Source organism: Nonomuraea sp. NPDC003804, assembly GCF_040610675.1.
Taxonomy (GTDB): domain Bacteria; phylum Actinomycetota; class Actinomycetes; order Streptosporangiales; family Streptosporangiaceae; genus Nonomuraea.
In genome coordinates this window covers 93,644-106,896 of the sequence record NZ_JBEXMT010000002.1, presented here as the reverse complement: position 1 = coordinate 106,896, position 13,253 = coordinate 93,644, and the positions used below count along the sequence as shown (strand labels likewise).

Below are 13,253 nucleotides of genomic sequence, written 5' to 3'. Positions count from 1 at the left end.
TCGGTCGAACAGCCCGGCGCCGCGGTGTAGCCACTGCCCCTGCCGGTTGGGGAGCGCGTCGTCGTCCTCCAGCCATCACCCGCGCAAGGCCGACCGAGCAGGGGCGGAGATCATCGGAACATGCCGAAGGCAGCCTCTCCGTTGGCGTTCACGGCCGCGCACAGATCGTCCACCGGCATGTCCTTGACCTCGGCCAGGCAGCGCAGGGTGAGCGGGATGAGGTAAGGGGCGTTGGGCTTGCCGCGGTGCGGCGCCGGCGGCAGGTACGGCGCGTCGGTCTCCACCAGGATCAGCTCCTTGGGCGCCACCCTGGCCGCCTCCCGCAGGTAGCCGGCGTTCTTGTACGTCACCGGACCGGAAAACGACATGAAATATCCGGCTTCGACGCACTTTTTGGCCATTTCGGCGTCGCCGGAGTAGCTGTGGAAGACCACCCGGTCGGGCGCCCCCTCCGCCGCGAGCACCTTCAGCACGTCGTCATGGGCGTCGCGGTCGTGGATGACCAGCGCCTTGCCGGTCCGCTTGGCGATCTCGATGTGCGCGCGGAAGCCGGCGTGCTGGTCGTCCTTGGACGCCCAGTCGCGGAAGTAGTCGAGCCCCGTCTCGCCGACCGCCCGCACGTCGGGCTCACCCGCCAGCGCCTCGATCTCGACCAGCACCTCCGGCGTGGCGGCGTGCGCCTCGTTCGGGTGGATCGCCACGCCCGCGTAGACGTCGGCGTGGGCGGCCGCCACCCGTGCGCCCCACACCGAGGACGGCAGGTCGTAGCCGATGGTCACGAGCGTGCGCACACCCACCGCGCGCGCGTCGGCCAGGATGCTCTCCACGCTGGCGGAGGCCGCCTGCGCGGCCTGGGCCACCGGATCGCCGGAGGAGGCCTGCCGGTTGCCCACCATGATGTCGAGATGGCAGTGGCTGTCGAAGACGGGCGTGGCCAGCGGCTCAGGCGCGGCGGGAAGCTTGCTCACCCACCCCAAGGTACCGGGACCGTCCCGGGGATACGGCCCGCAGGTGTACGGCAAGACGCCCTGGATACCGGGCCTCCCCTCGCTAAACTCGGACACCTGCACACAGGCGGGAGTGTCATGTCCGTGGTAGAAGCCGTCCGCAGCGTCTGGTCACCCGGCGACAAGGTGATGGAGTTCTCCACGGGCGAGGGGCGTCCTCCCGCGGTCACCACCTACACCACTCCCTCCCTGGGCATGCGACGGCACCGCCTGCTGCTGACCGTGCTCACCCTCACCGCCCTGGCCGTCGGGCCGCTCGCGGTCGCCTTCGGCGTCGCCTGGGCACCACCGATCATGCTCGCCCCGATCATCCTTCTCGGCGGGCTCCAGCTCAGGCTGCCCGCCCTGGCCGTCGTCCTGACGGCCTCGGCCGTCTCCGCCCTCGTCACGCTGACCGTCAAGGTCGAGATCGCGCAGCTGGTCATCCTGGCGGCGGTGGCCGTCCTCGCCGTGTTCCTGGCCTACACGCGCGACGGCGTCGGCATCCACGGCCTGCGCGGCGACCACGCGCTCATCCAGCTGAAAGCGCAGCTCAGGGCGATCAACCAGATCCCGCCGCTGCCCCGAGGATGGGGCCGCAAGGTCGCCCTGCAGGCCGCGCCCGGTGCACTGTTCGGCGGCGACTTCCTCGTCTCGCACCTGGAGGACTCCCGCCTCCAGCTCGCCCTCGTCGACGTGTCGGGCAAGGGCAACGACGCCGCCGCCCACGCGCTGATGCTGTCGGGCACCTTCGGCGGGCTGCTGAGCACCGTGCCTGCCGCACGCTTCCTGCCCGCCTGCGACGACTACCTGGCCCGCAAGGGCGGAGAACGCCTCGTCACCGCCGTCCACCTGGACCTCGACCTGAAGAGCGGCGCCTACACCGTCACCTGCGCGGGCCACCCGCCCGCCGCCCAGTACTTCGGCGGCAGCGGCACCTGGCAGCCCGCCGCCGCGCAGGGCGTCGCCCTCGGCGTGGTGGACAACCCGGCGCGGGCCGGGGCGGAGGGCACGCTCGGTAAGGGCGACGCGCTCATGCTGTTCACCAACGGCCTCTGGGGACCGCGCGCCGACCCCGACACCGGCCTCGACCGGATCCTCGGCGCGGCCCACTCCCTCGTGCGGGAAGGCTTCGGCGAGACCGCCACGCTGGTCAAGACCGTCCGCAACCGCGAGGACGACTCCGCCCTGGTCGTCATCTGGCGCACCTGACCCGACGCGCCGGCCGCCGAGAGGCGGGACATCCGCGCCCGGTCGTGCGGCTCGACGGCCGAGCCCTCCGCCGCCTCTCGTCGTTCCGGGGGAAGGCTCTCGTCGTCTTGAGGGAACGCCCTCGTCGTCCTGAGGGAAGATGGATGGCATGACGCCCCGGAGGGTGAAGGTCATCGGCGACCTCTACCACGGACACGTCCCGCCCGGTGCCATCTACGTCGGGCGGGCGTGTCCGGGCCTGCCCGCCAGCCCCTACCGCAATCCGTACCCCATCAAGAACCGCGGGCGGGAAGAGGCTCTCCGGCTGTTCCGCCGCTACCTCGACGAGCACCCGGAGCTGGTCGAGCAGGCTCGCCGCGAGCTGGCAGGGCACGACCTCGCCTGCTGGTGCAAACCGGACGAGCCCTGCCATGCCGACATCTGGCTGGAGATCCTGGCCGACGACGGGTGAGGTCACGTGGCCGGCCCCTGGTTTGTCGGTGCCCGGTGCCAGACTCCTTGCGCATGAGCGACGATGTGCGGCTGCGGGATGTCGAGGAAACCGACCTGGAGCTGTTCTTCCAGCAGGAACAGGACCCGGAGGGGGAGTACTGGGGCCGGGGCATCGGCACGGCGGCGCTGGGCCTCTTCCTGCGGCAGGAGCGGACCCGCCCGCTCCATGCCGACCCCTTCGCCGGCAACACCGGCTCGGTGCGGTTGCTGGAGAAGCACGGCTTCCAGCGCACCGAGACGGTCCGGTACGGCGAGCACGACCACATCATGCTCGTGCTCCGCGACGAGGGCTGAGCAGCCGAGCGCCCTCCGCGTGACCGCGGAGGGCGGGGACGGCGCTTCCTACTCCGCGCTCTCCAGGCGCGGGAAGAGGATCTCGCCCTTCACGATCCGCGAGCCCGCGGGCAGCCGGCCCCACTGCCCGGCCTCGCTCACGCGCTGCTCCGCCAGCGCCCCCAGGTGCTCCTCGGCGCCCAGCGACGCCCACAGCTTCTCCGCCGTGGCCGGCATCACCGGGTTGAGCAGCACGGCCACCGCGCGCAGCGACTCGGCCGCGGTGTAGAGGATCGTCGCCAGCTTGGCGCGGCCCTCGTCCGAGGTGTCCTTGGCCACCTTCCACGGCTCCTGCTCGCTGAGGTAGCCGTTGACCAGCCGCACGAAGTCGAAGATCGCGCCGAGACCGCCGACGAAGTCGAGGTCGTCGCCGATCGCCTTGTCGGCCTTGGCGACGGCCTCGGCCAGCGCGGCCGCGACGGCCTCCTCCCGGACGGCGGCCGCGGGCAGCTCGCCGTCGAAGTACTTGCCGACCATGGCCGCCACCCTGGAGGCCAGGTTGCCGAAGTCGTTGGCCAGCTCGGAGGTGTAGCGGGCGGCGAAGTCCTCCCACGAGAACGAGCCGTCCTGGCCGAACGGGATGGCCCGCAGGAAGTAGTAGCGGTAGGCGTCGACGCCGAAGTGCGCGGTGAGCTGCTGCGGCGAGATGCCGGTCAGGTTGGACTTGCTCATCTTCTCGCCGCCGACCATGAGCCAGCCGTTGGCGAAGACCTTGCCGGGCACCGGCAGCCCGTTGGCCATCAGCATGGCGGGCCAGATGACCGCGTGGAAGCGGAGAATGTCCTTGCCCACCAGGTGGACGTTGGCCGGCCAGATCTGCTCGAAGCGCGCGGGGTCGGAGCCGTAGCCGACCGCGGTGGCGTAGTTGAGCAGGGCGTCGACCCACACGTAGATGACGTGCTTGTCGTCCCACGGGATCGGGATGCCCCAGTCGAAGGTGGAGCGGGAGATGGACAGGTCCTGCAGGCCCTGCCGGACGAACTGCACGACCTCGTTGCGCGCCGAGGCGGGCTGGATGAAGCCGGGGTTGGCCTCGTAGAAGTCGAGGAGGCGCTCACCGTACTCGGAGAGCTTGAAGAAGTAGTTGTCCTCGCGCAGCCACTCGACCGGACGCTTGTGGATCGGGCAGAGGTCGCCCTCCAGCAGCTCGCCGGGGGTCTTGAACTCCTCGCAGCCGACGCAGTAGGGGCCCTCGTAGCCACCCTTGTAGATCTCGCCCTTGTCGTAGAGGTCCTGGACGAACTCCTGGACCCGCTCGGTGTGGCGCTTCTCCGTGGTGCGGATGAAGTCGTCGTTGGCGATCTCGAGGTGCCGCCAGAGCGGCTTCCACGCCTCCTCGACCAGCTTGTCGGCCCACTCCTGCGGCGTGACGCCGTTGGCCTCGGCGGTGCGCATGATCTTCTGGCCGTGCTCGTCGGTGCCCGTCAGGAACCACACCTGCTCGCCACGCTGGCGGTGCCAGCGCGTCAGCACATCGCCCGCGACGGTCGTGTAGGCGTGGCCCAGGTGAGGAGCGTCGTTGACGTAGTAGATCGGCGTGGAGACGTAGAACATGACACCAAGACTAAGGCTCGGGCCAAGCGTCTTGCGCGGCATCGCGAAGGATGCCGCGCCGTGCCCGGCCGGTCTTCACCCCTGGGGGGCGGAGGACTGCTCCCTGGTGACGGCCTCGGCCGCCTCTTCGGCCGCCTTGGCGGCGATGTCGGTGGCCGTCTCCTTGGTGCGCCTGATGCCCAGGATGCTGACGAACAGGGCGGCGAAGATGGTCTGGAAGCTCATGATGAGCGCGGTGGCCGAGGGGACGACGATCCGCAGCGACTCGCGCGGGTCGAGCGCGCCGAAGCTGCGCACCTGCCAGTGGACCAGCGACAACACCAGTCCGACCAGACCGGCCAGGGCGAGCAGGCCGCCGACGACCAGCCCCTTCTCCAGCGTCACGATGCTGATCAGTTTGCGGACGCGTGGAGATTCCGGGAGGAATCCCTCCTCGGCCGCATAGACCTTGGTGAAGAGGGCGAACAGCGCCGCCTGGAAGCCGATCACCACCGCGGCGGACGCGCCGACCAGCGTGTCGACGTCGAAGGCGAGCTCGCCGATCTTCACCGGCCCGAACGTCAGCGCGGCGCCCGCGACCAGGCCGATCGCCATGAGGACCAGGCCGGGGATGAAGAAGAGCCACTTGGGGCTGTACAGCAGCAGGAAGCGCAGGTGGCGCCAGCCGTCACGCCAGGAGCGCAGGTGCGGCGGCCTGGAGCGGCCGTCGGGCGAGAGCGTGGTGGGCACCTCGCGCACGTCGAGGCCCTGCAGGGTGGACTTCACCACCATCTCGCTGGCGAACTCCATGCCGCCGGTCTGCAGCCCGAGGCGCAGGATCGAGTCGCGACGGAAACCGCGCAGGCCGCAGTGGAAGTCGCCGATGGCGCTGGGGAAGAACAGCCTGCCGACGAACGACAGGACCGGGTTGCCCAGGTAGCGGTGCAGCGCGGGCATGGCGCCAGGGGCGATGCCGCCCTTGAAGCGGTTGCCCATCACCAGGTCGGCCCCGTCGCGCAACTGCTCGACGAACGGCAGCAGCGCGGTGAAGTCGTAGGAGTCGTCGGCGTCGCCCATGATGACGTACTTGCCTCTGGCGGCGCGGATGCCGCCCATGAGCGCGTTGCCGTAGCCCTTCGCCTCCACGTGGACCACGCGGGCACCCGCGTCACGCGCGAGCTGTTGCGAGCCGTCCGTGCTGCCGTTGTCGGCGATCAGGACCTCGCCCTCGATGCCGTGCTCCTCCATGCACGCAATAGCCTTGCGTACGCAGACTTCCACGGTCTCTGCCTCGTTGAGGCAGGGCATGACCACCGTCAGTTCCACGTCCAGACCCTTCAGTCACAGCGCTTCCAGCCAACCATCATGCCCTGTGCCCCATGGTGGTCGGGTCAAGTCCCAGAAACGGCTGGCATTCTTTGAGAGAATCTTCGGCGAAGACCCCAATGATAGAATCGGGTTGCTCGGCACTGTCGATGCTGGGCCTACCGCCGGACAGGACTATCCGGTCCTTTGCAACAGGAGCGGTGGAGGTCAAAGCATGGTGAGCGTTGCCGAGAGAACGCGTGTCGAGCCTTCCGCCCCGGGGCGAAAGGCTCGTTTGCTGTCCTACGTGGGCAGACACCGCGTGTTCGTCACCGCCTTCGCGCTGGGCGCGTTGCTGCGGCTCTTCGCGATGCTCGGCTACGGCCCCGCGATGTGGTTCAACGACTCCTACGAGTACGTCTCGGTGGCGTTGCACCCGAGGCCGAGCGCGGTCCGGCCGGACGGCTACAGCTTCTGGCTGATGCTGCTGCGGCCGTTCCACAGCTTCTCCGTGGTGATCTTCACCCAGCACCTCATGGGCCTGGCCACGGGCGTGCTGATCTACGTGTTGCTGCGCAGGAAGTTCGCGCTGCCCAAGTGGGGCGCGACGCTGGCCGCCGTCCCCGTGCTGTTCGACGCCTACCAGATCCAGCTCGAGCAGCTGGTGATGTCCGACACGATGTTCACGCTGCTGGTCGTGGGCGTCATCACGCTGGTCCTCTGGCATCGGCGCATGTCGTGGAAGGTCGGCGTGGTCGTCGGGTTCCTGCTCGCCCTCACGGCGCTGACCCGCTCGATCGGCCTGCCGATCCTCGGCCTGGTCGTCGTCTACATGCTGGTCAAGCGCAGCGGGTGGAAGCCGGTCGTGGCGATGGTCACGGCCTGCGCGATCCCCGTCGTGGCCTACATGACGTGGTTCTACACCGCCTTCGGCAAGTTCGCGATGACCAACAGCGACGGCCTCATCCTGTACATGCGGACGTCGATCTTCGCCGACTGCACCAAGATGAAGCTGGACCTGCCGCGCGAGCTGCCGCTGGCCCTCATGTGCATCGAGGAGCCGGTCAGCGAGCGGATGCCGTACGCGCAGTGGTACCTGTGGGGCACGGGCAGCGGCAAGGACGGCTCGGGCAACGAGGTGCTGCACCGGCTGCCGGGCAAGAAGTTCGACGGCTTCAAGAACGAGCTGGCCCAAGAGTTCGCCAAACGGGCGATCCTGTCTCAGCCGGGCGACTACCTCGCGGTCGTGGCACGCGACTTCATGCGGGCCTTCACCTGGGGCAGGCCGCGCTTCCCCGACTCGAAGACCTTCAACATGTACCAGTTCCGCCCCTACTACGACCTCGACGCGAACGGCCGGCCGCAGCGGCTGCCGAGGTGGAACACGGTGGGCGGGTTCGCCGACACCGACGCCTACATGTACGAGCAGGGGCCGGCCGAGACCAGGATCGTGCAGCCGTGGGCCGACATCATGAGCGCCTACCAGAAGGTGTTCTACCTGCAGGGCGTCATGCTCGGCGGCATCCTGCTGATCGGCCTGGCGGGCGTGGTCGTCAGGTGGCGGAGGCTTGGCGGCCCCGTGCTGCTGCCGTGGCTCGGGGCGTTCGGGCTGATCCTCGCGCCCGCGGCCACGGCGGAGTTCGACTACCGCTACCTGCTGCCCGCCGTACCGCTGGCGTGCCTGGCGGCGGCGATCACGCTCAGGCACGGGATCGGGCTGCGCCGCTCCGCGCTCACACCCAGGAGCGCATCAGCATCCGAGCCCACCACTGTGCGAACGTGATCGTCTCGGCCGACAGGATCGGGTAGAGCCACCCGAAGTTGATCAGGACGACGAGCGCGCAGGCGCCGACGGCCGCCGCTCCTGCGGCCCGCCTGACCGGCGGCGCGCTCGCCGGGCCCAGCGCGATCCCGGCGACGTGCACGAGCGCCAGCACCATGAACGGCACGACGGGGACCATGTAGAACAGGTACATCGTGCGGTTGTCGGCGATCGCGTAGTAGAACCAGGGCAGCCAGCCCGCGCCGTAGCCGAGCAGGACGGCGCCGGCCCGCCAGTCGCGCGAGGAGACGTACCACGCGACGAGCGCCAGCAGCGCGAGCGCGGCCAGGTACCAGAGGGCGGGTGTGCCGACGCCCAGCACCGCCGAGGAGCACTTGTCGGCGCCGCAGCCGGTCGGCGCCGGGTCGCTCGGATAGTAGAAGGACACCGGGCGCTGCAGCAGCGGCCACTGCCACGGCTCCGACATGTACGGGTGCTCCTTCGACAGGCCCGTGTGGTACCCCAGCACCTGGAGCTGGTAGCCGAGCCATGAGCGCAGCGAGTCGAAGACGAAGAAGACCGGGCCCGCCGTCGTGGCCTGCTCCCAGTTGCGCCCCCAGCCCTCCGCCCGCGCGAACCAGCCGGTCCAGCTGAGCAGGTAGACCCCGGCGGGCAGCAGCGCGAGCGCCCCGAGCGCGCCGGTCAGGTCCCGTAGCACCACTCCCCTGTACGGCTGCCGCAGCCCGAGCGCCCGCCGCGCGCCCGCGTCCCACACCAGCGACATGGCGGCGAAGGCGATGAGGAAGAAGATCCCGGACCACTTGACCGCGCACGCGGCTCCCAGGCAGGCGCCGGCGGCCAGCCGCCAGGGCCGGATTCCGAGAGGCGGCCCCAGCGCGGTGGGCAGGGCGGTCGCGTACCACGCCGACAGGCGCTGCCTGGCCGCGTCCCTGTCGACCACCAGGCAGGCGAACCCGGCCAGCACCCAGAACATCAGGAAGATGTCGAGCAGCGCGGTGCGCGAGAGCACGAAGTGCAGCCCGTCGAGCGCCAGCAGCAGCCCTGCCAGGCAGCCGAGCAGCGTGGAGCGGGTCATCCGGCGCGCGACCCTGGCGATGATCAGGATCGACAGCGTGCCCACCACCGCGCCGGCGAAGCGCCAGCCGAACGGGGTCATGCCGAACAGCCACTCGCCGACGGCGATCATCCACTTGCCGAGCGGGGGGTGGGCGACGTACTCGGCGCATTCCGCGACGGTCGGGCACGTCTTCCAGATGTCGAGGTCGCCCCTGAGGATCATCCGGTCGGCGATCGGGTCGTCGGTGGTGCCGAGCGCGAGCCGTTCCGCGCCGAATTTCAGCAGCGCGTAGGCGTCCTTGATGTAGAAGGTCTCGTCGAAGACGACCGCGTGCGGCTCGCCGAGCCGGAAGAACCGAAGGAATCCCCCGAAGGCGGTGACCAGGAGCGGCCCCACCCATCCCCATAACGTATCGACCGGCATGGGGGGAACTAGTCGCCTATTTCCCACCTTGGCACCTTAGGCGGTCGGCGATCTCCTGTGAACCGCGTCGTACAGCTCCCGCTTGGGGACTCCGGCCTCCTTGGCCACCTCGACGACCGCCTGCTTGCGCTGGACGCCCTCGGCCGCGCGCCGGTCGACCTCGGCCACGAGCGCGTCGATGTCGGGAGGGCCCGCGTCGGGGACGTGGCCCGCGACGACCACGGTGATCTCGCCCTTCACCCCCGCCTCGGCCCAGTCGGCGAGCTCGGCGAGGCCGCCCCGCCGTACCTCCTCGTAGGTCTTGGTCAGCTCGCGGCAGACGGCGGCCCTGCGGCCGGGACCGAACGCCTCGGCCATCGCCCGCAGCGCCGCCGCCAGGCGGTGCGGGGCCTCGAAGAACACCATGGTGCGTTCCTCGCCGGCCAGCGCGGCCAGCCTGCGGGCGCGCTCGCCCGGCTTGCGGGGCGGGAAGCCCTCGAAGCAGAACCTGTCGCTGGGCAGGCCGGAGACGGCGAGCGCGGTGGTGACGGCCGAGGGGCCGGGCAGCGCGGTGACCGTGATGCCCGCCTCGACGGCCATGCTGGTCAGGCGGTAGCCGGGGTCCGACACTCCCGGCATCCCCGCGTCGGTGATCACCAGCACCGTGCGGCCGTCGTGCAGCGACTCCATCAGCTCGGTGGCGCGGGCGGCCTCGTTCTGGTCGTAGTAGGAGACGATCCTTCCGCCGATCTCGGCGCCCAGATCGGCGGCCAGCCTGCGCAGTCGCCTGGTGTCCTCGGCGGCGACCACGTCGGCGTTCTCCAGCGCCTCACGTAGTCTTGGTGACGCGTCGCCGACCTGACCGATAGGCGCGCCCGCCAGCACCAGCCTGCCCTGTTCTCTCACCTGGCCATTGTGTCAGGCAGCCCCAAATGGGCGGTGTTTCTTACGTACCTACCGCGTTGGGGCCCCTACGATGTCCGAATGGCCGTGACCGATTTCTCGCACCAGGCCTTCTCCAAAGCAGAGGGCGAGCCTGCGCGATCCCTACGCGACAGGCTGGTCCCGGCCATGCCGGGAAACGTCCTCTGGGGATGGATCGGGCCGCTGGTCGTGGCCGTGTTCGGCGCCGTGCTCCGCTTCACCGACCTCGCTCGGCCCAAGGCCGTGGTCTTCGACGAGACCTACTACATGAAGGACGCCTACTCCCTGCTCACCTGGGGAGTCGAGCGCGTCACCGTCAAGGACGCCGACAAGCTGGTCCTCGCCGGGCGGACCGGTGAGATGTGGAAGCAGTGCGCGGCCGACAAGATCGGCGAGTGCGCCTCCTACGTCGTCCACCCGCCCCTCGGCAAGTGGATGATCGCGGCGGGCGAGTGGCTGTTCGGGCTCAACCCCTTCGGCTGGCGGGCGGCCGCGGCCTTCGTCGGCGCGCTGTCGATCCTGATCATCGCCAGGGTCGCGCGCCGGATGACCCGCTCCACGCTGCTCGGCTGCTTCGCCGGCCTGATGCTGGCGCTCGACGGCCTGACGTTCGTGCTCTCGCGCACCGCGCTGCTCGACGTCTTCCTGATGTTCTGGGTGCTGGCCGGGTTCGCCTGCCTGGTGGTCGACCGCGACAAGGCCCGCTCGCGCCTGGTCGACTGGTACGAGAGCGCCACACACTCCGACCGGGGCCCCTACCTGGGTGTACGGCCATGGCGGCTGGCGGCCGGAGTCTGCCTCGGCGCGGCGTGCGCGGTCAAATGGTCGGGCATCTTCTTCCTCGTCGCCTTCGCGATCATGTCGCTGGTGTGGGACGCGGGGGCGCGCAAGGCGGTCGGGTTGCGCTCGCCGTACGCGGGGGCGCTGGAGAAGGACGTGCCCTCCGGGCTCATGGCGATGGCGCTGGTGCCCGCGGTCACCTACGTCGCCACGTGGGCCGGCTGGTTCGCCAACGCCACCGGATACAGCCGCAACTGGACCGAGGCGACCTCGCAGGGCCCGGTCCACTTCGTCATCCACTCGATCGGGTCGTGGATCGACTACCACTTCCAGGTCCTCGGCTTCCACAGCCAGCTCGACTCCTCCCACCCCTACCAGTCCGAACCGTGGTCGTGGCCGCTGCTGCTGCGCCCCGTCGCCTTCTTCTACGAGGGCAGGCAGAACATCTGCGGGGTCAAGGACTGCTCGGAGGCGGTCCTCGGCGTCGGCACCCCCGTCATCTGGTACGGCGGGCTCGCCGCGCTGATCGCCATGGTGGTGTGGTACGTCGCCTCCCGCGACTGGCGAGCGGGGGCGGTCCTGCTGGCCTACCTCATGGGCTGGCTGCCCTGGTTCTACTGGGCGATCGCCGACAACCGCACGATGTTCCTGTTCTACGCGGCGCCGATGGTCCCGTTCATGGTGCTCGCGCTCACGCTGGCCGCGGGGCTGATCATCGGCCCGTCGACCGCCTCGCCGTCCCGCCGCATGATCGGCGCCGCGGTGATCGGCGCGTTCGCGTTGCTCGCACTGATCAACTTCGGGTGGCTCTACCCCGTCCTGTCGGGCGAGGTGATCCCGTATGCCGATTGGAATGCCCGCATGTTGCTCCGGTCACGGTGGATATGATCCAGAGAACTGTCCGCTTGCAACTGGTTTCGTAGGGTAGGCGCCGTGCACGACCCGATACGCACCGGTTTCGGTCATCGTCAGGGCTGGGGTCCATACGGCAAACTTCGAGGCATGCCTGCACCGGACGTGGCCGCCCTTCTCCTGGAGTTGGAGCGATCCGAGCCCGAAGTGGCCGACGAGGCCAGGACCGCGGTGGAGTGGCTGACCGGCGGCGAGCCGCTGGAGACGGTCACTCAGCTCGACGTATGCGAATTCCTCTGGTTCACCCTGCCGATCAAGGTCGACGGCGACCGCGAGAGCACCGCCGTCTCCCTCGGCCGGCTGCTGCGGCTCGGCGGTCTCGACCGCTACGCCGCGCTGTGCGAGTCACCGACCACGACCGAGATCCTGCGCACCTACGAACATGACGGCGAGGAAGCCGGCACCGCCGCCTACCACCAGGCGCTCAAGGCCACCGGCGTGCTCCCGCCCGACGTGCCCGAGCTGCAGTGGAGCACCATCATGGGGCCCGAGGAGCTGGGCGCGCACGTGGCGTGCTCGGCGGCGCTCGAGCTGGCCATGCTGACCTCCCCCGACTTCGACGGCCAGGTCGAGCTCACCCGGCGCTGGCTGACCGAGCCGCGCCCCGAGCTCGGCGGCGACAGCTGGCTCCACCGGGTGCAGGGCGAGCGGCTCAACCGCTGGGTGCTCGGCCGCGGTCCCGCCCGCCGCGAGCTGGCCCAGCCGTTCGAGGTACGGCTGCACGCGCCCGTACCGCCCGCGCCGCTGCCCGCGCTGCAGGGACTGCTGGCGCTGGCCGCCTCGGAGGAGGGCGTGCCGCTGCGGCTGCCGCCCTCGCCGGAGGCCATCGCGCTGCGCGAGCTGGCCGAGCACACGCTCGGCGTCATCCGGCCCTTCGGGACCAGGCTCGTCATCACCGCCGAGGGACGCCGCCTGCTCGCCTCGCCCGACGACCTGTGGGAGGCGGCCACCGGCCTGCTGCTGGGCCAGAGCGACAGCGAGCTCACCGTGTCGGCGGGCGAGGCGGCGCTGCTCCTGCTCGCCTCGGGCGACCCGCTGCCGTGGGCGAAGCTCTGCGCGAAGGTCTCCGAGGTGGTCGGCGGCGAGGGCTGGCGTCCCGACGACGTCGCCGGCACGCTGGCGACGCTCCTGCGCCACGTCACGGCGCTGGGCCTCGGCGTCACCCTCGACGGCTCGATACGGCTGACGCCCGCCGGACAGTCGGCGGCGCTGGCGGCGCTGCGGGCCCACGCGCTTCGACCACGGAAGTACGTGAGCGTCTAAGCGCGCCGCCGGGGCAGGGGGAGTCCGTGCCGGATCCCCCCTCCCACGATCCTTCCGCCCCCTCGACAAGGAAGCGGCCCGCCTCCCGCGTCCCACACCCCGCCTCCCGCCGCGCCCCGCCTCCCTCGGCGCCCGCGAGCACAGCGCCCGACGACGGGCCGACGCGCGGGAGACGCGGAAGCGCGGAAGCGCGGGAAGCGCGGAAGCGCGGGAAGCGCGGAAGCGCGGGAAGCGCGGAAGCGCGGGAAGCGCGGAAGCGCGGGAAGCGCGG

At 70.4% G+C, this 13,253-nt stretch carries 11 protein-coding genes; 6 read left to right on the top strand and 5 right to left on the bottom strand.

The window, feature by feature from the left end:
• Nucleotides 1-110 precede the first annotated feature (110 nt).
• Complete coding sequence (locus ABZX22_RS02770) at nucleotides 111-968, bottom strand: TatD family hydrolase (RefSeq protein WP_354905444.1); 858 nt, start codon at nucleotides 966-968, stop codon at nucleotides 111-113.
• A gap of 117 nt (nucleotides 969-1,085) precedes the next feature.
• Between ABZX22_RS02770 and ABZX22_RS02765 the strand changes: the two genes are divergently transcribed.
• From ABZX22_RS02765 to ABZX22_RS02755, 3 genes are all read left to right on the top strand, one after another.
• Nucleotides 1,086-2,198, top strand: a complete 1,113-nt coding sequence (locus tag ABZX22_RS02765; protein WP_354905441.1) for a PP2C family protein-serine/threonine phosphatase — start codon at nucleotides 1,086-1,088, stop codon at nucleotides 2,196-2,198.
• Between the two features lie 148 nt (nucleotides 2,199-2,346).
• A complete protein-coding gene (locus tag ABZX22_RS02760; RefSeq protein ID WP_354905440.1) occupies nucleotides 2,347-2,649 on the top strand; it encodes a DUF4326 domain-containing protein in 303 nt (100 codons plus the stop codon).
• A gap of 53 nt (nucleotides 2,650-2,702) precedes the next feature.
• Nucleotides 2,703-2,984, top strand: coding sequence for a GNAT family protein (locus ABZX22_RS02755; RefSeq protein WP_354905437.1), 282 nt, complete (start codon nucleotides 2,703-2,705; stop codon nucleotides 2,982-2,984).
• 48 nt (nucleotides 2,985-3,032) lie between these two features.
• On the opposite strand, the gene metG is transcribed toward ABZX22_RS02755, so the two are convergent.
• Both metG and ABZX22_RS02745 read right to left on the bottom strand, forming a co-directional pair.
• Nucleotides 3,033-4,577, bottom strand: coding sequence for a methionine--tRNA ligase (metG, locus tag ABZX22_RS02750; RefSeq protein WP_354905434.1), 1,545 nt, complete (start codon nucleotides 4,575-4,577; stop codon nucleotides 3,033-3,035).
• Nucleotides 4,578-4,652: 75 nt separating this feature from the next.
• On the bottom strand, nucleotides 4,653-5,882 hold the full coding sequence (locus tag ABZX22_RS02745) for a glycosyltransferase family 2 protein (protein ID WP_354905431.1): 1,230 nt from the start codon (nucleotides 5,880-5,882) through the stop codon (nucleotides 4,653-4,655).
• Nucleotides 5,883-6,168: 286 nt separating this feature from the next.
• On the opposite strand from ABZX22_RS02745, the gene ABZX22_RS02740 reads away from it, so the two are divergent.
• The gene (locus ABZX22_RS02740; protein ID WP_354905429.1) at nucleotides 6,169-7,644 is read left to right on the top strand and encodes a hypothetical protein; all 1,476 of its coding nucleotides are present in this window, start codon (nucleotides 6,169-6,171) and stop codon (nucleotides 7,642-7,644) included.
• Here ABZX22_RS02740 and ABZX22_RS02735 read toward each other — a convergent pair.
• Together ABZX22_RS02735 and rsmI are read right to left on the bottom strand one after the other, a co-directional pair.
• The gene (locus tag ABZX22_RS02735; RefSeq protein WP_354905426.1) at nucleotides 7,595-9,124 is read right to left on the bottom strand and encodes a phospholipid carrier-dependent glycosyltransferase; all 1,530 of its coding nucleotides are present in this window, start codon (nucleotides 9,122-9,124) and stop codon (nucleotides 7,595-7,597) included. The genes ABZX22_RS02740 and ABZX22_RS02735 overlap by 50 nt on opposite strands.
• 36 nt (nucleotides 9,125-9,160) lie before the next feature.
• Complete coding sequence (rsmI, locus tag ABZX22_RS02730; protein ID WP_354905423.1) at nucleotides 9,161-10,009, bottom strand: 16S rRNA (cytidine(1402)-2'-O)-methyltransferase; 849 nt, start codon at nucleotides 10,007-10,009, stop codon at nucleotides 9,161-9,163.
• 78 nt (nucleotides 10,010-10,087) lie between these two features.
• Between rsmI and ABZX22_RS02725 the strand changes: the two genes are divergently transcribed.
• Together ABZX22_RS02725 and ABZX22_RS02720 are read left to right on the top strand one after the other, a co-directional pair.
• The gene (locus tag ABZX22_RS02725; RefSeq protein ID WP_354905421.1) at nucleotides 10,088-11,695 is read left to right on the top strand and encodes a phospholipid carrier-dependent glycosyltransferase; all 1,608 of its coding nucleotides are present in this window, start codon (nucleotides 10,088-10,090) and stop codon (nucleotides 11,693-11,695) included.
• A gap of 114 nt (nucleotides 11,696-11,809) precedes the next feature.
• Complete coding sequence (locus tag ABZX22_RS02720) at nucleotides 11,810-12,982, top strand: hypothetical protein (RefSeq protein ID WP_354905418.1); 1,173 nt, start codon at nucleotides 11,810-11,812, stop codon at nucleotides 12,980-12,982.
• The last annotated feature ends 271 nt before the right edge of the window (nucleotides 12,983-13,253 follow it).